The organism is Streptococcus infantis, assembly GCF_001579645.1.
GTDB classification, from domain to species: domain Bacteria; phylum Bacillota; class Bacilli; order Lactobacillales; family Streptococcaceae; genus Streptococcus; species Streptococcus infantis_E.
In genome coordinates this window covers 440,098-458,916 of the sequence record NZ_KQ970818.1, presented here as the reverse complement: position 1 = coordinate 458,916, position 18,819 = coordinate 440,098, and the positions used below count along the sequence as shown (strand labels likewise).

Sequence of the window (18,819 nt, the reverse complement as noted above, 5' to 3'; positions counted from 1 at the left end):
ACGAATGTACGACCTGTTACTGTACCAGCAGGGTCATGTGTGATTACCCATGTACCTGTGTTACCTTCAGAATCTTCACCACGTTCAGTTGTGACTGATGGGTTCTTACCGTCCTTGATGATGGTTTCTGTTGTTTCGCCATCTGGGTTCACAACTTTAACTGTATGAGTACCGTCTTCGTTATCTTTAACGGTTACAGTTGGTGTCTTACCATCTTTACCATTCTTGATAACTGTCTCAGTTGTTTCACCATCTGGGTTCACAACTTTAACTGTGTGAGTACCGTCTTCGTTGTCTTTAACGGTTACAACTGGTGATTTACCATCTTTACCATCTTTAACGAATGTACGACCTGTTACAGTTCCAGCAGGATCATGTGTGATTACCCATGTACCTGTGTTACCTTCTGAGTCTTCACCACGTTCTGTTGTTACTGATGGGTTCTTACCATCTTTGATGATTGTTTCTGTTGTTTCGCCATCTGGGTTTACAACTTTAACTGTGTGAGTACCGTCTTCGTTATCTTTAACAGTTACAGTTGGTGTCTTACCATCTTTACCGTTCTTGATAACTGTCTCAGTTGTTTCACCATCTGGGTTTACAACTTTAACTGTATGAGTACCGTCTTCGTTATCTTTAACGGTTACGACTGGTGATTTACCATCTTTACCGTCAACACCATCTCTACCGTCTTTACCATCTTTAATAAATGTACGACCTGTTACTGTACCAGCAGGGTCATGTGTGATTACCCATGTACCTGTGTTACCTTCTGAGTCTTCACCACGTTCTGTTGTGACTGATGGGTTCTTACCGTCCTTGATGATAGTTTCAGTTGTTTCACCATCTGGGTTTACAACTTTAACTGTGTGAGTACCGTCTTCGTTATCTTTAACGGTTACAGTTGGTGTCTTACCATCTTTACCATTCTTGATAACTGTCTCAGTTGTTTCACCATCTGGGTTCACAACTTTAACTGTGTGGGTTCCATCTTCGTTATCTTTAACAGTTACTACTGGTGTCTTACCATCTACTCCGTCTCTACCGTCTTTACCATCTTTGATATCCACAACATCGATGATAACATCTTTAGATACAGATTTACCATCAAGGGTTGCTGTAGCTTTAGCTGTGTAGCTACCTACTGCCGTTGGAGTACCAGAGATTGTCTTAGTAGCAGCGTCATATGTCACACCTGCAGGAAGACTTGCTTCATCTAGTGTAAGTTCAGAACCAGGAGTGTGAGTTAAAGTGATATCAGCGATCGCTTTACCTAGTTGAACAAGCTGACGACCACCAGAAACTGTAAGATCAAGATCTTTCTCAGCTTTAGGTTTTACTGTAAGAGTAAATGTGTCATTTGCAAATTTACCACCCAATTTTTCAGGGTTAGTCGCTTGCATACGAATAGTAAAGGTACCAGCTTTTGTAGGATTTCCAGAGAATGTCTTAGTTGTAGGATCGTAAGTCAATCCGTATTTAGAAATAACTTCATTGATATCTTCTTCTTCCACAAGACCATATGGAGTCTTCATAGTAACTTTAGATACATCATTGTGAGTTACTACCGCTGGAGTAATTGCATCGCCAACTGTGACAGTTTGCTCTTTATTAGAGATTGCGATTGAAACTGGTGAATCTGTAACAGTGAGCTTGAATGTACCAGTAGCGTTAGTGTTTCCTTTAATACCTTCGTAACCATAAGTGTATTTAAGAGTATATACACCAACTTGGCTAGGTGTACCAGAGATTGTTCTAGTATCTGGATCGTAAGTCAAACCTTCAGGAAGTTTTCCTTCGATATTGAGTTCCATCTTACGGAATCCTACTTCACCCTCTTCACCATAGACAGAACCTTCTGTTGGTTTGATAACAAAGTTTGTAATAGGATTAAGTACTTGTACTGTCTGCTCACCACTATTTACTTCTACTGGTTTTGGCTTAACAGTAATCTTAATTTTACCTTGAGCAGATTCACTACCGCGAGTTAGAGTGTAAGTACCTTCAAGCACTCCTACTACATTACTTTTACCAGAGAAAGTTTCAGTTTTATAATCATAGGTAATGCCATTATTTGGATCAGTGAAATCTACGTTTGATACTTCTGAAGATTTACCATGTTCAATCTTAAACGGTTCAAGTTTATCTCCAACAGTTACTTCAGCTTCATAGTCTGGTGCTGACAATTCTCCAGGTAGGACAGTCAAGTTCACATATTTTTGAACTACTTGCCCATCTTTTTCAGCGATAACCTTAATATTGTAAACCCCTTCGATTAGACCTTTACCTGCGATTGTCTTAGTAGACTTAGTAAAGCGAGTTCCTTTAGGTAGGGCTTTTGTATCAACTGTTAGTGTAGCACCTTCAGTGTGAGAGATAACCATATCCTTAAAGTTTTGACCTTCTTTGATGGTTTGCTCATGGTTGGTAATATCAAGGTCGAGTCCGACACCATCACGAGGTCTTACTTCAAAGGTAAAGTCTGTGAATGTTGTAGAAATACCACCATCCGCATTGTAGTAGTCAACTTCCACACGTGCTTTTTGGTTTTCAGTAGTCTTCAGTACACCATATCCTTCAAGGGTATTAGTGATAGTGTCTCCTTTGACTGTCGCATACTTATCTCCACTTTCCGTAATGACACGGATATCAGCAATTCTTGATCCACCCTCTAGAGTAACAGGAACTCCTGGGAAGCGCTCTTGTTCTTTCCAAATTTGGTGATCAATTGGTGCGATTACGTCAGTAACTTCAAACTGGAAGATACGGTTTGGTGCGTTATCACCAAAGTGTCCGTCGATAGCGCGTACTTCAAAGTTATACTTACCAGGTAACAGTTTGACTCCAGCTTTTTTCTTAATGGTTTGAGTTGCTTCATCATACTCTGTACCATCAGGGAATCGAACTGGTTTAATCTTAGCATTAACCTTGTTTAACTCAATTTTACCAATAGTTTGCTCTGCATCTGAACGAGGAACTGATACAATCCCCTCCTTATTAAGTACAGCCGTGTCCTTATTAGGAGTAAACTTAACGTCCGCATTCGTTAATGCATCTTTATTGATACCATTTTTTTCAACTTTTGAACGTTCCTCTGTGGTTACGTGAACATTGAAAATTCTTTCTTGACCAAGGGCATCTGTTGTTTTAAATTTAATATCAAATTGACCTTGTTTAGCAGGTAATTTCGTGAAACGGATACGGTATGGAGTACTATAACCATCATGAAGTTGCCATCCATAACCTTCTCCAGTCAATCCCTTAGTATCATATGGTTTATATTTAACTAATTCATATTCTACTTCTGGAGTACTATCCAAACGCTCTAATTTCTTCAAGTCAATCGGTTTTGAGAAGTCTTTTAAATATTGAGAATCGTTAACGTACAGACCTAGTTCAACAGAATACTGAGGAGTTTGTGGAGTGGCATCTGCAACAGTACCCAGTTCATCAGCAGCTGGTTCCATTTGATACCCAAATGGAGTAGTCGGTAAGATTACATCATACTCACCTTCTTGATCTGCAGTTGGAGCTTGTCTTCGTCCATTTGGATCAAGCTCCCCTGTGTTTCGTTTTGGTTCCCAAGAATTACCAGTATCTGGGCTGCTAGCAAGGGCATATGAATTTGGAGTTTCGAGTGTAAGTAACATGGTAGCTTTAATGCTTGGATCTTTTTTCGATACTAGACCAATCTCATAAGTTCCATCTTTAATGCTATTATCTAGAAGAACATCACCAGTAACATACTCTCCCACCTTATCATAAGTCAAGCCTAGTTTTTTCGCATCCTCTGTCAGTTCAACCTCATCAGATGTAATACGAGTCAACCCCATCTTGTACTTGATATTAGTTACTGCACCATTCTTACGAATATTTGTAAAGCCACTGTAGTTTTCAATGGTCATATAAGGTTTATCGTTAACATCTTTAACTGTCAAGTCAGAAGAGTATACTTTACTTGGCTCTGAATCTTTGTAGAAACCAATATTATAAGTTTTGCCTGCTACCATTGCAGGGTTAGTTCCTTGTAGATTTGCTACAAGGGATATTGTATAAATACGCGTGGTATCATTTCTATTAACTGAAATACCAAATCCTAAAGCCTTAGCATCATCTGTTAACGAAAGTCCTCTAATGCCATCAAATTCATATTCATCAGCTGTGATAGAATAAACAGAAGAATCAACCTTGTATTCAACCCTTTCTGAATTACCAGAGCCAGCAAGATATACACTCTTTGGTCCTACTAAACCACCATTTGTAGCCGCTGTAGTCCCGTCAAGCATGTATGATACAAAACCTGAGTGACCTGAACGTTTCATTTCTGTGTAAACAGACTCGATTGCTGATTGGAGACGTCCGATACTAAGTTCAAGATCAGCTTTCGTTAGTTGATCTTTTTCAGAAAGCTGTTGAGCTGCTGCCAACTCAGCTTTTGAAGCTTGAAGAGCATTCGCAAGAACTTTCTTAGCATCGCTATCGTTAAGTTTAGCTTCTTGTTTTTCAGCTTCTTGGTTGACAGCTTTTGCTTCAAGAATGCTGTTGTTCAATTGCTCTTTAAGTGGTTGAAGAACTTCGTCAACTGCAGGCTTAGCTTCAGCAACTTTTTCTTCTGCTGCTGGAACTTTTTTCTCATCAAGTTTAAGTTCTGGCTTTTCTTCTGCAACTGGTGCAGTAGATGGAGCTGTTGCTACAACAGGCTCTTTAGATTTTTCAACAGTTGTTTCTGTAGTTGTTGTTTCAGTTGTTGTTTCAGTTGTTGTTTCTGCAACTGGTTCTTTTTCTGTTGATGGTGCTGCAAGAGTAGCAGGAGCACGGTATGGTTCTGGAATAGTGATTTCTTCAGAAATAGTTTCCTTGACCGGCTCTTCTTCTATTGCCTTAGTTGCCTCCCCTTTATATTCACTGGCGCTTACATGTGGGGCGTTAACCATCGACCCGACGAAGAACTGTCCTACAAGGACAGATGCCACACCTACACTAAACTTACGTATGGCAAAACGTTGACGTTTTTCAAATTTCATTATTATTTATCTCCTTTTTATTCATTATCTTGTTTTTTTCTCTTACCGATAAACAGAGCACTTGCTGCTGCCATTAGTGAGACTCCAAGAGCTGATAATCCACTAGCTTCTGTACCAGTGTTTGGCAATTGTTCTTTTCCAGATGAAGCTTTAGTTTCTACCGGTTTGGCTGGTGTATTGGTTGCTTGTGCTGGTTTAGTTGGAACAACAGGCTTAGTTGGATCAACTGGCTTAGTTGGATCTGCTGGTTTAGATGGGTCAGCTGGCTTAGCTGGATCTGCTGGTTTAGATGGGTCAGCTGGTTTAGCTGGTTCTGCTGGTTTAGCTGGATCTGCTGGCTTAGCTGGATCTGCTGGCTTAGCTGGATCTGCTGGCTTAGATGGGTCAGCTGGTTTAGCTGGATCTGCTGGTTTAGCTGGTTCTTTTGTTCCTACTTCGATAACTTTATCAACTGCATCTACCTTAGTTGTTGAAACAACTTTGCGCTCTACTTCTTTGCCATCTACAAATACAACACGTTCAACTACAGTAAGGCTACCATCTTTTCCTTCTTGGACAACTTTTTCTGTACCTTTTGCAAGGTTAGCGTTGTCACGACGAATTGTCTTAAATGCTACTGTATCTTTCTTAGTTTCATACTTCTCGATAACTTTAGCTTCAGGTTTAGATGGTACTACTGGAGTGTCACCTGGTTTGCTTGACACTTTTGTGCCAACTTCGATGATCTTATCTACAGCATCTACTTTACTTGTTGAAACTACTTTACGCTCTGTTTCTTTACCATCAACAAGAACGACATGTTCTACTGTTGTGATGCGACCATCTTTTCCTTCTTGGACAACTTTTTCTTTACCTTTTTCAAGGTCAGCATTGTCGCGACGGATAGTCTTGTATGAAAGAACTTCTACTTTTGTTTCTTCTTTTTCGACAATCTTAGCTTCAGGTTTAGATGGTACTACCGGAGTGTCACCTGGTTTACTTGATACTTTTGTTCCAACTTCGATAATCTTATCAATTGCATCGACCTTAGTCATTGAAACTAGTTTACGTTCTACTTCCTTACCATCAGCAAGAACGACATGTTCTACTGTTGTGATGCGACCATCTTTTCCTTCTTGAACAACTTTTTCTGTGCCTTTTTCAAGAGTAGGATTTTCTTGGCGGATTGTCTTATATGCGAGTACTTCTACTTTAGTCTCATCTTTTTCGACAATCTTAACTTCAGGTTTAGATGGTACTACCGGAGTGTCACCTGGTTTGCTTGACTCTTTTGTTCCAACTTCGATAATCTTATCAACCGCATCCACTTTGTTGGTTGAAACGACTTTACGTTCCACTTCCTTACCATCAACAAGAACGACACGCTCTACTGTTGTGACAATACCATCTTTACCTTCTTGGACAACTTTTTCTGTGCCTTTTTCAAGGTTAGCGTTATCGCGACGGATGGTCTTGTATGAAAGGATTTCTACTTTAGTTTCGTTTTTCTCAACAATCTTAGTTTCTGGTTTAGATGGTACTACTGGAGTGTCACCTGGTTTGCTTGACTCTTTCGTTCCAACTTCGATAATCTTATCAACCGCATCAACTTTATTTGATACGATGACTTTACGTTCTTTTTCGACTCCATCTACTAAGACAACGTGTTCGATTATTGTAACAATTCCTTCTTTACCTTCTTGGACAACTTTCTCTGTGCCTTTTGCAAGGTTAGCATTGTCACGACGGATAGTCTTGTATGGAAGGATTTCTACTTTAGTTTCATCCTTCTCAACAACCTTAGGTTCTGGTTTAGATGGTTCAGCTGGTTTAGATGGTTCAACTGGCTTAGATGGATCTTCTGGCTTAGCTGGTTCAGCTGGTTTAGATGGTTCTACTGGAGCAGCAGGTGCTTTCGTTCCTACTTCAATGATTTTATCAACTGCATCAACCTTGTCTGTTGAAACGACTTTACGTTCTTTTTCAACTCCGTCAACAATGACGATTTTTACAACTGTTGTGATGCTTCCAGCTTTTCCTTCTTGGACAACTTTTTCTTTACCTTTTTCAAGGTCAGCGTTGTCACGACGGACAGTCTTGTATGGAACAACTTCTACTTTAGTTTCTTCTTTTTCGACTACCTTAGGTTCTGGTTTAGATGGTTCTACTGGAGCGGCAGGTGCTTTCGTTCCTACTTCAATGATTTTATCAACTGCATCAACCTTGTCTGTTGAAACGACTTTACGTTCTTTTTCAACTCCGTCAACAATGACAATTTTTACAACTGTTGTGATGCGACCAGCTTTCCCTTCTTGGACAACTTTTTCTTTACCTTTTTCAAGGTCAGCGTTGTCACGACGGACAGTCTTATATGGAACAACTTCTACTTTAGTTTCATCTTTTTCAACAACCGTAGGTTTTGGCTTCTCAGCTTCTTTTTCAACTAGAGAAGATTTAGCTGTCTCTACTGCTTTAATAGCTGCAGTTAAATCTGTCACCGTCTGGTCAACTTTCGGCTGATCTACACTTGTATCTACTTTAACTGCTTCAGCTTTAGCTGTTTCAGTAGTTAGGGCTGTCAAAGCTTTTTGATATGCTGCAACACTATCTTCTGTTTTATTGCTTGTATCAGCCGGTTTAAGAGTTTCTAAAGCTTTAGTAATTGCTGCTTCAAGAAGGGCTTTTTTAACTTCAGGTTTTGGAGTTGGTGCTGGTGTGTCGTTTGACTCAGCAATTGCTACCTCAGTCAAAGGAAGTCGTGTGATAGATTTGTCATCATAAGTAATGATAGCATTTGTTTGATCATACGAAATTGATGGTTTCAGTGGAGCAATATTGAAATGATCTTCTATTAATGAAGAAATCTTAGCTTGGTCATCTGAAGTCAAGCTTGCAAAGCTTTTAACTTTGATTTTTGAAGCTTCTGGAACTTTGTCATCAAAAGTTCCATCGTCAGCTAAATCCTTAGCTGTTGATGTGACCAAACCTTTAACTGCTGCTTTAAGTTTTTTATTTGAGTCACTGAGTGCATCTGTTGCAGAAATATAAGTATTTCGGTAATTAACTTCTGTATACATTTCTTTAAAACGGTTATTCATTGCACGTTTTTGGTCTTGCGTTACAACGTTATAGTTAATATCCTTACGAACTTCAGGAGGGAGGAGTTCTGCCATTTCTTTTCGAAGACTTTCAGATTTTCCTTGAATTTCTTCAGCCTTTTCAACTGCTTGTTCTGCAGCTGGAATAGAAGCTTCTGCAGCTTTTACTGTTTCTGTATATTTTTGGAAACTATCTTGAGAGTAGTCGTTAGGATTACGAACAACTTCTTTTTCTGATTTAATTTCAGCAACTTGTTCCTTTACTTGATTGATTGCTGGAGTAGGGTTTTCAAAGAAATTCAACATTGCTTTGACGTTACCTTCGTTACCGAGAATTTCCTCTCCATAAACAATACCTTCTTCAGCTTGAACTGTTTGAGCTGCTATACCAAAAACAGAAGCTCCTACTAATACGGAAGCGGCTCCAACTGAAAATTTACGAATAGAGAAATGATCTTTTCTCTCATTATTTGCCATTATAGACTCCTTTTAATTTAATTCCTTCATAATCTCTCTGATTACGCGCGTTCCTCTTTTAAAGACATCCAACAGTACTTCAAAATCGTACGGAGTGACTTGAGTTACATAACGTGCAAAGATACGGTTATCTACATCAAGAACAAGATAGTAATAAAGACCGTGAGTACGATTGAGTTCATTAATTTTTTCAAGTAGCTCATCGCGACTACTTTGATTCTCTACCACAGCTATATTATTAAAAATAATTTGAGCAGCACCAGATTCGGCAGCATTTTCTAACCAAAATGCAAAATCAACCATCTGGTCCTCTGAAACAGATAAACGCCCTTTATAGATTGTACCGTCTTCTCGTTCAACCTTTTGGAGCTGTATTTTCCGTTTTCTAAGTAAGTCTTGAAAAGCAGTATTGATGTTAGCCATATGCCTCCCTTTCTAGAATGAATCCATTGTGAATACAGGCGGTTCCTTCATATCAATTGCAACGTTAGTTTCTGGAGTCAAATAGGCAACTTTAGATTTTTCATTTTGAATCGTATTTACTGGGATTGGATCTTCATTAGTAAGAATACGTCCCACTCCGTCAATACGTTCGTGACTCATAGTTAGAAGATCATCAATAATGTGCCCAACATGATGTACACCGCCAGTGTCAATATTGTCAATCATATTGATTTGATTTTCAAGAAGTTGCTTAAGTTCATGTTTAATGTACTCTGTACGGTTCATAATATCTTGTTTAGTAGCTTCAAGTTGCTCAAGCTCTTCTTCAGATTTTTCAATACGATTGTTTACTTCATTAACGAGTTGTTCAGAATGAACTTCTGCTTCTGAAACAATACCAATTGATACGCGTTTTGCTTCTACGATAGCTTCAGAAATCAACTGTTCTTTGTTCTTAAGATCCTCAATTGTTTGAAGCAACTGTGCGTTGCGAATTTCCAATTCACGAACTTGTGATTTAAATTCATTAATCACAGAATGAACTGATGAACGTGAATATCCGAAAAATAGAGATTTTTTAAGTTTTCTCATATAAAACTCCTCCAAAAAGATATAAATTTTATTGTTCGCTAAACAAGACAGATCCAGACCCCAGTGACAGACTTCAGCCATTCTTATTTATTTAACGTACTTCACTAAATAGTATTATAGGTTTTTTATTTTATTTGTCAAGCAATTTTACCTCTAAAAACCTTATTTTTTCGGCTTTTTTTACTTATACACAGACTTTTCCACATGTTTTTTATAAAAAGGGTAAGTTATCCACAAATTGTACATTTATTACACTTTTATCTTCCTACTATAGAATTTTTAGACTTTTCTTGTTTTACGCTATAAATAGCATTTTGATTTTGTGTATTATGGATACAGAAATATAATAAGTCTTCTTTTGATGTTTTTGAGCTACTGTGTATTTTTATTCCAAATTTGTAAATTAAAATGGATCAAAAATAGACTTCTATGTCAATCTCACAAAAATATCTCATTTTCTGAAAGGAAACAACATAAATGATGCCTATTCATCTTATCACTATCAATAAGATTAAAAGGCCAAAACAACTGTCACCCGGATCAAACTTATCTGAATGAACAAGTAAAGTAGATACAATTATTGAAAACAAGCACAAAAGTAAATCAATAACCTAGCCTACACCGCTAAAAAGTCATCGCTTCACTTAAAACCAGTGATCGAGAATCTAATGATGTTTAAACTCTTGTTCATCAATGATAATCCCCAATAGCTGATCCTCTTTTTAAAGCCATAAGCAAAGATGAATTTACATAGGATTAGCAGAAAATCCTTAAATCATCATACATCTTGCCAAATTTTTTTCGAACTACATGAAGTATTAATTTTAATGTGATAATTCATGTGACTAAAAAAAGAGGAAATCTGCACTACCTTCAAAAGTTAGATATGAAAAATCTAACGCTTGAAGGTCGTACAAGCTATCCCTCTTTTTACTTATTACATTTAAATGAATCGACCATGACTTGAAACTCCTCGTTTGACAGGGTGATTCCTTTCCCCATCTTAGTGTGGTCTGGACTCCAAGCACGAATGTCAAACTTCGCTGGTGCTCCGTTAAAGCTAACACGATTGATTTCCTTGGTCCAACCTTTTTCATTCTCTGAGAGTGTGAGTAAGTGTTCCTCGATTTCAAATGTAAATTCTGCCATTGTATTCTCCTTTTGATTGTCTTCACTTGATTATTCGTAAAATCTTGTAGATTTTCTTAAAATTGTATATAATAATGTTAAAAAGAAGGGAGGCTCCGATGAAAGATTTATTTAAACACATTCAACAAAAGTTCCAAAGCTTTCTCAACGGACGAGAAGAACCAGATCATTCCAAAGCCGACTCCCTGACAAGTGCCATTAAAGAGGCGCTCCTAAAAAAAACTGCTGTCCACATTATTTTTTCTGATACGAGTTTTACAGGTGATATCATCAAATATGATACGGACCGCCAGCAAATTATCGTTAAAAATTTTGCAAAAAATGTGACCCGCATTATTCGAATCCCAGATATTCGGAAAGTGAGTTTTGTTCCCTCAACCGTCCAAACTGCCCAAAAAAATCGATTTAAGAAAGAGTGAGATGAGTTTTCATCATCTCACTCTTTTCTATTAACGAATTTGTTCAAAATGAAGGTGAACAGCAATATGTTCTCCGTAACCACTTCTCTCTAAATCCCGTTGCAAACGGTAAGAGATATAGTGTTCAGCGATAGTGATGTAGCCTGCGCCAAGCAAGCGATGCTCAACCATTGATTGAATCATGCTGATTGTCGCACGCTCCACTTTTGCCTCTTCTAGATCCAAGACAACTTTTTTAGTTACCTGAGCTAGATTTTGACGTAAATCATCGGTCAAAACATAAACTGTTTGAGCAGCTTTGAGAATGGCTTGATAGATTTTATCTGGATCAAAGTCGGCAACTTGTCCATCACGTTTAATGACTTGCATAGGCTTCTCCCTTTAATTTGTATTTTCTTTAATGTCTGCTAACATTTTAGCTTCTTCTGCTGTTAATTCATAATGTTCCAACAAATCTGGTCTACGCTCATAAGTTTTTTTGAGACTTTCATAGAGACGCCATTGACGAATCTTCTCATGGTGCCCACTCATAAGCACATCTGGAACCACCATGCCTCGATAATCATAAGGACGTGTGTACTGAGGGTATTCAAGAAGGCCTGATGAAAAGCTATCATCTTGGTGACTGGTTTCCTTCCCAATTACTTCTGGTATCAAGCGAACCGTCGCATCAATCATGGTCATTGCTGCCAGTTCTCCACCAGTTAGAACATAATCACCTAGGGAAATCTCATCTGTTACCAAGGTCTTAATGCGTTCATCATAGCCCTCGTAGTGACCACAGATAAAGATGAGTTCCTCTTCTTGGGCTAAATCTTCAGCATAGGCTTGATCAAACTGCTTACCAGCAGGATCCAAAAGAATCACGCGCGGATTCTTTTTTTCAATGGCATCAAAGGCGTCAAAGATGGGTTGTGCTCTTAGCAACATCCCTTGACCACCACCGTAGGGTTCATCGTCAACATGACGGGCCTTTTCAGCATATTCACGAAAATTGTGATACTGGATGTCAAGAAGTCCCTTCTCACGGGCCTTTCCAACGATAGAATGTTCTAGAGGCGAGAACATCTCTGGAAAGAGGGTTAAAATATCAATCTTCATCGTCTAACCCTTCTAAGAGTTCAACATCCACACGGTTATTAGGAATATCTACATTAAGGACAACCGGTGGGATATATGGTAAAAGCAGATCCCGTTTTCCCTTGCGCTTAACTACCCAGACATCATTGGCACCTGGTTGAAGGATTTCCTTGATGGTTCCAATCAAGTTGTCACCCTCGTAGACCTCTAGTCCAATAATCTCGTGATAGTAAAATTCACCCTCATCTAGGTCATTAAGTTTTTCTTCTGCAACCTTCAAACTGTGGCCCTTGTATTTTTCGATATCATTGATGTGATACATATCCTTAAATTTGATGATATCAAAGTTTTTATGCTTACGGTGACTTGCGATAGTCACTGTTTCAACAAATTGATCCTTCTCATCAAATAAGGCAAGCTCTGCACCTTTTTTAAAGCGTTCTTCCGAAAAATCCGTCACAGATAAGACTCTCATCTCACCTTGTAAACCTTGTGTATTGACGATTTTTCCAACGTTAAAATAGTTCATTTGATCTCCTGTGTACATTTCTCCCTATATTTTATCACGTTCTAGGTATTTTCACAAGTTGGATAAATCTAATCTTACAGAGCTACTACTTCTTCAAAAAATTCACCAATTATCCGATTAAACTCTTCAGGATGATCATTCATCGGTTGGTGTTTACTATCTGAAATCGTTACTTGACGCGCATTGGGATTTAAGGCAATGATACCATCGTAGATCTTTTTTAGGTGTTTGGGAAAATCATTTTCTCCTCTTACTAAAAGCATGGGAGGATTTCCTTGATAACCTTCTATCTCATGGACAGCTAAGAAACCTGTGATTCCAAGGTTTAAGAAAACATCTCGCCCAGTTTCTACAATGGCCGTCTTGACCAATTCTCTTGTGATAGGATTATCTGTACACATTTTTGAGTTCTTGTCTGCAATCACCTTCCAAGGAATCGTTTTATACATAAGAGAACTATATTTGATTCGACCTCTTTCTTTATCTGATAGATAACGGTGCTGTCCCCAACTATCTACCATGACCAAGGCTAGGACTCTTTCTGGATGGCGATAGGTGTACTCTTGAAGTGGATTTCCTCCCCAAGAATGACCAACCAATATCACCTTATCTAGCTGGAAATAGGACAAAATAGCATCTACATCTTGAACAGCGCCTTCCAAGTCGGGAAGGCCAACTTTCATAGGTGATTCACCCTGTCCTCTAACATTGACAAAGTAAAGGTCAAATCCGTCAAAAGCATCATATTGGTGAGCCCACATCTGACTACGTCCACAAGCTCCATGATAAAAAATAATGTGGCCTTTATTTGTGTTTCCAGGACGATGATAAACAACCAAATCACAATCTAATACTGGTATAAGGTGACGTTTCAACATCTCAGGTTCTCTGTTATAAAAAGCAATAGCTTCAGCTATATCATTTTGCTTCATTATTACACTCTCTCCTCTTTATCCTAGTATCATTCTTTTTATCTATTTTATCATGCTATATTAAAATCATCGTTTTCCAAACTTGATTACATTAAAATTTTTGAATTTTCTGCACAAGCTTTATAAAGAAAAAGACTGCTCAGCAATCTTTACTTTCTTCTCATCAGATTCATGCCTAAAATTCCAGCAATAATCAAAGTTGCTCCGATTACATGGTAGCTATAAATTGGTTCATGGAGGATAAGGGCTCCGGCTAGAATGGTCAAAACTGTTCCAAGATTACCAAAGACACTGACGGTTGATGCTCCAAGTCGAACAATAGCATAGATAGAGAGACTACCAGTAACGATAGAGGCTAGAATTCCTAAATAGAGGATAGAAAAGATATAGCTAACATGGCTAAGGGGTTCAAAGTAACCCATTGGATTGCCACTAGAGATGTGAGAAAAGAGACTTAAGCAATTAAAAACAATAAAGCCGACTAGAATCACAACTACAGTCAGATCCAAAACCTTGTACTGGCCTCCCTTGTACTTGCTAAGGATATTATTAATGGCATTTGAGAAAACAGATCCAAGCATCAAGACATAGCCAAAGATAGCTGTCCCTGCTCCAAAACTAGCTCCCTTACTAAGAAAAATATAAACAACCCCTGCAACAGAAAGAAAAAGAAAAAACTTTTGAACTAAAGTAGTCTTTTCCTTTAAAAAGATAGAGGCCAAAATGAGGGTAATGATGGGTACCAGGGCTTGCAAAATCCCAGCTTCAGATGATGAAATATACTGAAGAGCAAAGGATTGGAACATGAAAAAGAGGAGGGGATAAAAGAGACTCATTGGTAGAATAGAAAGAATGTCCTCTTTTGAAAGCTTTACCTGTATCAGTTTGCTTTGCTGCAATATGAATAGCACAATAGCTGCGACTGTATAGCGATGGGCCAAATTGGTTAGGGGACTAGCAAATCCCAAGGCAACCTTGGTAAATAAAAAAGAAAAACCGATAATTGTAGAAAAAGCTAAGGCAGCCAAATAGGCTTTTGTTTTTTCGTTCATAAATTATAACTCCCTTTGATGATATAATCTCTAGCCTAAGTGTTAGTCTTATTTAGATGAACAGTTACTATGGCTTTATGATGGATTCTTCTTTAAAAAACCTTCTAAATCATTCTCGTGGTGGTACTTGATGGCAGCTTTCTTGTCTTTTTCAAAGATGGTTCTTGTCAAGTCAATGTCATTAATTGCTGCAATTGCAACTGTATAGTGTATGATATCAGCAAGTTCTCTAGCTAGCTCATCATTGGAGACTTGGACTCCTGACTTGCGTCCCGACCGTCCATTTAAAACCTCGGCTACTTCTCCGACTTCTTCCACTAGCTTGATAAAGAGGCCTTCTTCTGTTCTAGACTCTTGGTAATGGTCTAGTAAATAGTCTTGTAACTGTCTAAACGTTAAATCTTTCATTCTCTTATCTTTACAAAAAAAAAACGAGACTTAAGTCCCGCTCTTTTTATTTTTCATCGATAACGATTCTTACTTTTTTGTCTTCAGTTGGGACAGAGTAGACAATCGTTCTTATCGCTGAGATAGTGCGACCTTTACGTCCAATCACACGACCTACATCACTCTGGTTAAGGTTCAAATGGTACTCCAAAAATTCTGGTGTATCTTCGATCTTGATAGTTAAGGCTTCTGGTTGTGAAATCAAAGGTTTCACAATTGCAATAATGAGATTTTCAATCGTATCCATCTGTCAACCTACTTTAAACTTATTTTGAGAATTTAGAATCGTGGAATTTTTTCAATACGCCTTCTTTTGAAAGGATGTTGCGAACTGTATCTGAAGGTTGAGCTCCATCAGCCAACCATGCAAGAACACGGTCTTCTTTCAAAGTTACTTGGTTTTCAGCAACAAGTGGGTTGTAAGTTCCAACTGTTTCGATGAAACGTCCATCACGTGGTGAACGTGAATCTGCTACGTTAATACGGTAGAAAGGTTTTTTCTTAGAACCCATACGAGTCAAACGGATTTTTACTGCCATTTTTAATATCTCTTTTCTTTTATTTTTTATTTCGGTGAAATAGCTAGGCTATTTAGCACATGTTCTATTATAGCAGATTTCTGAACGGTGTCAAGAAAAAAACTTGACAGACATTAAAAATTTTTTAATTTTTTCTTCGATATACTACCACCACCATTTACATTTGAAATCCTCTCCCTTTTAGGGTACAATGATAGAAATGATTTTTGAGAGGAATACAATGAAAAAATTAGCTACTCTTCTTTTAGTCTCTACTTTTGCTCTTGCTGGTTGTACTAATATCCAGCGTGCGCTTCGAGGAGATGAATATGTTGATACCAAGATTGCTGAAGAAAAACGTTCAAAAGACGCAACTAAAGCAGCTGAGGAACTAAAGGATGCCTTAACAAACGAAAACGCCATTTTCCCACAGTTATCGAAAGAGGTTGCTGAGGATGAGGCGGAAGTCGTTCTCCATACGAGTCAAGGAAATATCCGTATCAAGCTATTTCCTAAGTTGGCTCCACTTGCGGTTGAGAACTTCCTTACTCATGCTAAAGAAGGCTACTACAATGGCGTCACCTTCCACCGTGTGATTGATGGATTTATGGTTCAAACCGGAGATCCAAAAGGGAACGGTACTGGTGGCCAATCCATCTGGCATGACAAGGATAAAACAAAGGATGCAGGAACTGGTTTCAAAAATGAAATCTCCCCTTATCTGTATAATATCCGTGGTTCCCTAGCCATGGCCAATACAGGGCAACCAAATTCCAACGGTAGCCAATTCTTTATCAACCAAAGTACAACAGACTATTCTGCTAAACTTCCTACAAGTAGTTATCCTAAGAAAATTATCGAAGCCTACAAAGAAGGTGGAAATCCAACTCTTGATGGAAAACACCCAGTATTTGGTCAAGTAATCGATGGTATGGATATTGTCGATAGCATTGCCAAGGCTGAAAAAGACGAGAAAGACAAGCCAACCACAGCCATTACGATTGATAGCATTGAAATTGTAAAGGATTTTGATTTCAGTAAGAATTAAAATACCGGAAATATAAAGGAGATTAGAAAATGATTATTTTTTGGGGTTCTAAAGGTTATACAAAAGAATTGGGACATACTCAATCCAGCATCGAATGTGGACATTGCAGTAATATCGAACCATGGGAAATTGTAGAGACTGGCCGTAAGTTCACACTCTACTGGATTCCGCTCTTCCCATATGGTAAATCTTACTATGTTTCTTGTCCGATTTGCCAATATGGTCGTGAAATTGAAAAATCTGAAATTGAACAATATCAGAATTATTAAAAAGATAGGTCATGAGACCTATCTTTTTTTTATTTAAGTCAAATTATTGAAATCCCAAATCTGATCCATCCATCCTTCATAGAAGTCTGGTTCGTGGCAAACCATAAGGATAGATCCTTTATATTCTTTCAGAGCACGTTTGAGTTCATCCTTGGCATCCACATCCAAGTGGTTGGTAGGCTCGTCTAGAACAAGGACATTATTCTCACGATTCATCAAGAGACAGAAACGAACCTTGGCTTGTTCCCCACCTGATAAGACTTGAATTTGGCTTTCGATGTGCTTAGTCGTCAAGCCACAGCGAGCAAGGGCTGCACGGACTTCTGCTTGGTTGAGAGCTGGAAAGGCATTCCAAACTGCTTCGAGAGGTGTCTGACGATTGCCACCTTCCACTTCTTGCTCAAAGTAACCAAGTTCAAGATAATCACCACGTTCAACTTCCCCAGCAATTGGTGGGATAATGCCCAAAAGAGACTTCAAGAGGGTTGTTTTACCGATACCATTGGCACCAATAATGGCAACCTTCTGATTACGTTCAAAGGTAAGATTTAATGGTTTTGTAAGTGGGCGGTCGTAACCAATCTGCAAGTCTTTGGCTTGGAAGATAAAGCGACCTGGTGTACGAGCTGGTTTGAAATCAAAGGACGGCTTTGGTTTCTCACTTTGAAGCTCGATAATGTCCATCTTATCCAATTTTTTCTGGCGAGACATGGCCATGTTACGAGTTGCGACACGCGCCTTATTACGGGCTACGAAATCCTTGAGGTCAGCAATTTCCTTCTGTTGACGTTCATAGGCTGCCTCTAGCTGCGATTTCTTCATGGCATAGACTTCTTGGAACTGATAGTAATCTCCAGAATAACGAGTCAACTGTTGATTTTCAACGTGATATACGATATTGATCACATCATTGAGAAATGGAATATCGTGGGAAATCAAGACGAAGGCATTCTCATAGTTCTGCAGATAACGCTTGAGCCAGTCAATATGCTCAGCATCCAAATAGTTGGTTGGTTCGTCAAGAAGTAGTATATCTGGCTTTTCAAGAAGAAGTTTGGCTAAAAGTACCTTGGTTCTTTGTCCACCTGACAAGGCTGTTACGTCTGTATCCATACCATAATCCATAACACCAAGAGCACGCGCCACTTCGTCAATCTTAGCATCCAAGGTATAGAAATCACGGCTTTCCAAACGGTCTTGAAGTTCGCCAACTTCTTCCATCAATGCCTCGATATCAGCTCCCTCTTCTGCCATTTCCATATAGAGTTCATTGATACGTGCTTCGGCCTTAAATAACTCATCAAAAGCAGTACGAAGGACATCACGCACAGTTTGACCTTCTTTTAACACAGCGTGCTGGTCCAGATAACCAGCTGTTACATATTTTGACCATTCCACCTTACCTTCATCAGGTAACATTTTACCAGTTACAATGCTCATGAAGGTTGATTTCCCTTCACCGTTAGCACCAACTAGTCCGATGTGTTCACCCTTGAGGAGACGGAAGGACACGTCTTCAAAAATCGCACGGTCACCAAAACCGTGACTCAAATTTTTAACTTCTAAGATACTCATTTTAATTCCTTATCTTGTTTTTATGTAGTAGTTTATAGAGGACCCAGGCTAGGTAGCCACCTAAAGTATTGGTCCATAAATCATCAATCTCAAAGACCCGATTGAAATCAAAGAAAAAGTCTAAAACTAGCTGTGTGCACTCGATGCTTAAGCTCAATAAAAAAGCTTAACAAAAATCACTCTCTTCG

17 protein-coding genes and 1 pseudogene are annotated in these 18,819 nt (G+C 38.6%); 3 read left to right on the top strand and 15 right to left on the bottom strand.

Features of this window, described 5'->3' with window-relative positions; translation table 11 throughout:
- From SINDD18_RS02135 to SINDD18_RS02115, 5 genes are all read right to left on the bottom strand, one after another.
- A partial coding sequence (locus tag SINDD18_RS02135) for a collagen-flanked surface repeat-containing protein (RefSeq protein ID WP_193750818.1) occupies positions 1-5,024 on the bottom strand: 5,024 nt, incomplete at its 3' end.
- Positions 5,025-5,041: 17 nt separating this feature from the next.
- Entirely contained in the window at positions 5,042-8,578 is a 3,537-nt protein-coding gene (locus SINDD18_RS10755; RefSeq protein WP_061862920.1) for a G5 domain-containing protein, read from the bottom strand.
- A 12-nt stretch (positions 8,579-8,590) separates the two neighbouring features.
- A complete protein-coding gene (locus SINDD18_RS02125; RefSeq protein WP_061862919.1) occupies positions 8,591-9,001 on the bottom strand; it encodes a hypothetical protein in 411 nt (136 codons plus the stop codon).
- A 12-nt stretch (positions 9,002-9,013) separates the two neighbouring features.
- A complete protein-coding gene (locus tag SINDD18_RS02120; protein ID WP_061862918.1) occupies positions 9,014-9,613 on the bottom strand; it encodes a hypothetical protein in 600 nt (199 codons plus the stop codon).
- Between the two features lie 930 nt (positions 9,614-10,543).
- The gene (locus SINDD18_RS02115) at positions 10,544-10,762 is read right to left on the bottom strand and encodes a YdbC family protein (RefSeq protein WP_061862917.1); all 219 of its coding nucleotides are present in this window, start codon (positions 10,760-10,762) and stop codon (positions 10,544-10,546) included.
- 98 nt (positions 10,763-10,860) lie between these two features.
- On the opposite strand from SINDD18_RS02115, the gene SINDD18_RS02110 reads away from it, so the two are divergent.
- Positions 10,861-11,181 carry a hypothetical protein gene (locus tag SINDD18_RS02110; protein WP_061862916.1) on the top strand — a complete coding sequence of 107 codons (321 nt, stop codon included), beginning with the start codon at positions 10,861-10,863 and terminating at the stop codon, positions 11,179-11,181.
- A gap of 30 nt (positions 11,182-11,211) precedes the next feature.
- Here the strand turns inward: SINDD18_RS02110 and SINDD18_RS02105 are convergent, their stop codons facing one another.
- From SINDD18_RS02105 to rpsP, 8 genes are all read right to left on the bottom strand, one after another.
- Positions 11,212-11,550, bottom strand: a complete 339-nt coding sequence (locus SINDD18_RS02105) for an ATP cone domain-containing protein (RefSeq protein ID WP_001196044.1) — start codon at positions 11,548-11,550, stop codon at positions 11,212-11,214.
- A gap of 12 nt (positions 11,551-11,562) precedes the next feature.
- Positions 11,563-12,282 carry a tRNA (guanosine(37)-N1)-methyltransferase TrmD gene (gene trmD, locus SINDD18_RS02100; protein ID WP_061862915.1) on the bottom strand — a complete coding sequence of 240 codons (720 nt, stop codon included), beginning with the start codon at positions 12,280-12,282 and terminating at the stop codon, positions 11,563-11,565.
- Entirely contained in the window at positions 12,272-12,790 is a 519-nt protein-coding gene (rimM, locus tag SINDD18_RS02095; RefSeq protein ID WP_061862914.1) for a ribosome maturation factor RimM, read from the bottom strand. Before rimM ends, trmD begins: the two co-directional genes overlap by 11 nt.
- Positions 12,791-12,864: 74 nt before the next feature.
- Entirely contained in the window at positions 12,865-13,722 is an 858-nt protein-coding gene (locus SINDD18_RS02090) for an alpha/beta fold hydrolase (protein ID WP_061862913.1), read from the bottom strand.
- A gap of 149 nt (positions 13,723-13,871) precedes the next feature.
- Positions 13,872-14,774 (bottom strand): DMT family transporter, encoded by a 903-nt coding sequence (locus SINDD18_RS02085; RefSeq protein WP_061862912.1) that lies wholly within the window; start codon positions 14,772-14,774, stop codon positions 13,872-13,874.
- A gap of 75 nt (positions 14,775-14,849) precedes the next feature.
- Positions 14,850-15,182, bottom strand: coding sequence for a MazG nucleotide pyrophosphohydrolase domain-containing protein (locus SINDD18_RS02080; protein ID WP_061862911.1), 333 nt, complete (start codon positions 15,180-15,182; stop codon positions 14,850-14,852).
- Between the two features lie 46 nt (positions 15,183-15,228).
- Positions 15,229-15,468 (bottom strand): RNA-binding protein KphA, encoded by a 240-nt coding sequence (gene kphA, locus SINDD18_RS02075; protein ID WP_061862910.1) that lies wholly within the window; start codon positions 15,466-15,468, stop codon positions 15,229-15,231.
- A gap of 19 nt (positions 15,469-15,487) precedes the next feature.
- On the bottom strand, positions 15,488-15,760 hold the full coding sequence (gene rpsP / locus SINDD18_RS02070; RefSeq protein ID WP_000268760.1) for a 30S ribosomal protein S16: 273 nt from the start codon (positions 15,758-15,760) through the stop codon (positions 15,488-15,490).
- Between the two features lie 220 nt (positions 15,761-15,980).
- Between rpsP and SINDD18_RS02065 the strand changes: the two genes are divergently transcribed.
- Both SINDD18_RS02065 and SINDD18_RS02060 read left to right on the top strand, forming a co-directional pair.
- A complete protein-coding gene (locus SINDD18_RS02065; RefSeq protein ID WP_061862909.1) occupies positions 15,981-16,787 on the top strand; it encodes a peptidylprolyl isomerase in 807 nt (268 codons plus the stop codon).
- A 29-nt stretch (positions 16,788-16,816) separates the two neighbouring features.
- The gene (locus SINDD18_RS02060; RefSeq protein WP_153014384.1) at positions 16,817-17,056 is read left to right on the top strand and encodes a zinc-ribbon domain-containing protein; all 240 of its coding nucleotides are present in this window, start codon (positions 16,817-16,819) and stop codon (positions 17,054-17,056) included.
- 33 nt (positions 17,057-17,089) lie between these two features.
- Here the strand turns inward: SINDD18_RS02060 and abc-f are convergent, their stop codons facing one another.
- Both abc-f and SINDD18_RS02050 read right to left on the bottom strand, forming a co-directional pair.
- Positions 17,090-18,631 (bottom strand): ribosomal protection-like ABC-F family protein, encoded by a 1,542-nt coding sequence (gene abc-f / locus SINDD18_RS02055; RefSeq protein WP_061862908.1) that lies wholly within the window; start codon positions 18,629-18,631, stop codon positions 17,090-17,092.
- A 1-nt stretch (position 18,632) separates the two neighbouring features.
- Positions 18,633-18,797 (bottom strand): annotated as a pseudogene (locus tag SINDD18_RS02050) (VanZ family protein); the annotation flags it as partial.
- Positions 18,798-18,819 lie beyond the last annotated feature (22 nt).

What these genes read in the sequence shown, in the direction of transcription:
- SINDD18_RS10755 (WP_061862920.1), bottom strand. Translation starts at nt 8,578, where the DNA reads ATGGCAAATAATGAGAGAAAAGATCATTTCTCTATTCGTAAATTTTCA.
- SINDD18_RS02125 (WP_061862919.1), bottom strand. Translation starts at nt 9,001, where the DNA reads ATGGCTAACATCAATACTGCTTTTCAAGACTTACTTAGAAAACGGAAA.
- SINDD18_RS02120 (WP_061862918.1), bottom strand. Translation starts at nt 9,613, where the DNA reads ATGAGAAAACTTAAAAAATCTCTATTTTTCGGATATTCACGTTCATCA.
- SINDD18_RS02115 (WP_061862917.1), bottom strand. Translation starts at nt 10,762, where the DNA reads ATGGCAGAATTTACATTTGAAATCGAGGAACACTTACTCACACTCTCA.
- SINDD18_RS02110 (WP_061862916.1), top strand. Translation starts at nt 10,861, where the DNA reads ATGAAAGATTTATTTAAACACATTCAACAAAAGTTCCAAAGCTTTCTC.
- SINDD18_RS02105 (WP_001196044.1), bottom strand. Translation starts at nt 11,550, where the DNA reads ATGCAAGTCATTAAACGTGATGGACAAGTTGCCGACTTTGATCCAGAT.
- trmD (WP_061862915.1), bottom strand. Translation starts at nt 12,282, where the DNA reads ATGAAGATTGATATTTTAACCCTCTTTCCAGAGATGTTCTCGCCTCTA.
- rimM (WP_061862914.1), bottom strand. Translation starts at nt 12,790, where the DNA reads ATGAACTATTTTAACGTTGGAAAAATCGTCAATACACAAGGTTTACAA.
- SINDD18_RS02090 (WP_061862913.1), bottom strand. Translation starts at nt 13,722, where the DNA reads ATGAAGCAAAATGATATAGCTGAAGCTATTGCTTTTTATAACAGAGAA.
- SINDD18_RS02085 (WP_061862912.1), bottom strand. Translation starts at nt 14,774, where the DNA reads ATGAACGAAAAAACAAAAGCCTATTTGGCTGCCTTAGCTTTTTCTACA.
- SINDD18_RS02080 (WP_061862911.1), bottom strand. Translation starts at nt 15,182, where the DNA reads ATGAAAGATTTAACGTTTAGACAGTTACAAGACTATTTACTAGACCAT.
- kphA (WP_061862910.1), bottom strand. Translation starts at nt 15,468, where the DNA reads ATGGATACGATTGAAAATCTCATTATTGCAATTGTGAAACCTTTGATT.
- rpsP (WP_000268760.1), bottom strand. Translation starts at nt 15,760, where the DNA reads ATGGCAGTAAAAATCCGTTTGACTCGTATGGGTTCTAAGAAAAAACCT.
- SINDD18_RS02065 (WP_061862909.1), top strand. Translation starts at nt 15,981, where the DNA reads ATGAAAAAATTAGCTACTCTTCTTTTAGTCTCTACTTTTGCTCTTGCT.
- SINDD18_RS02060 (WP_153014384.1), top strand. Translation starts at nt 16,817, where the DNA reads ATGATTATTTTTTGGGGTTCTAAAGGTTATACAAAAGAATTGGGACAT.
- abc-f (WP_061862908.1), bottom strand. Translation starts at nt 18,631, where the DNA reads ATGAGTATCTTAGAAGTTAAAAATTTGAGTCACGGTTTTGGTGACCGT.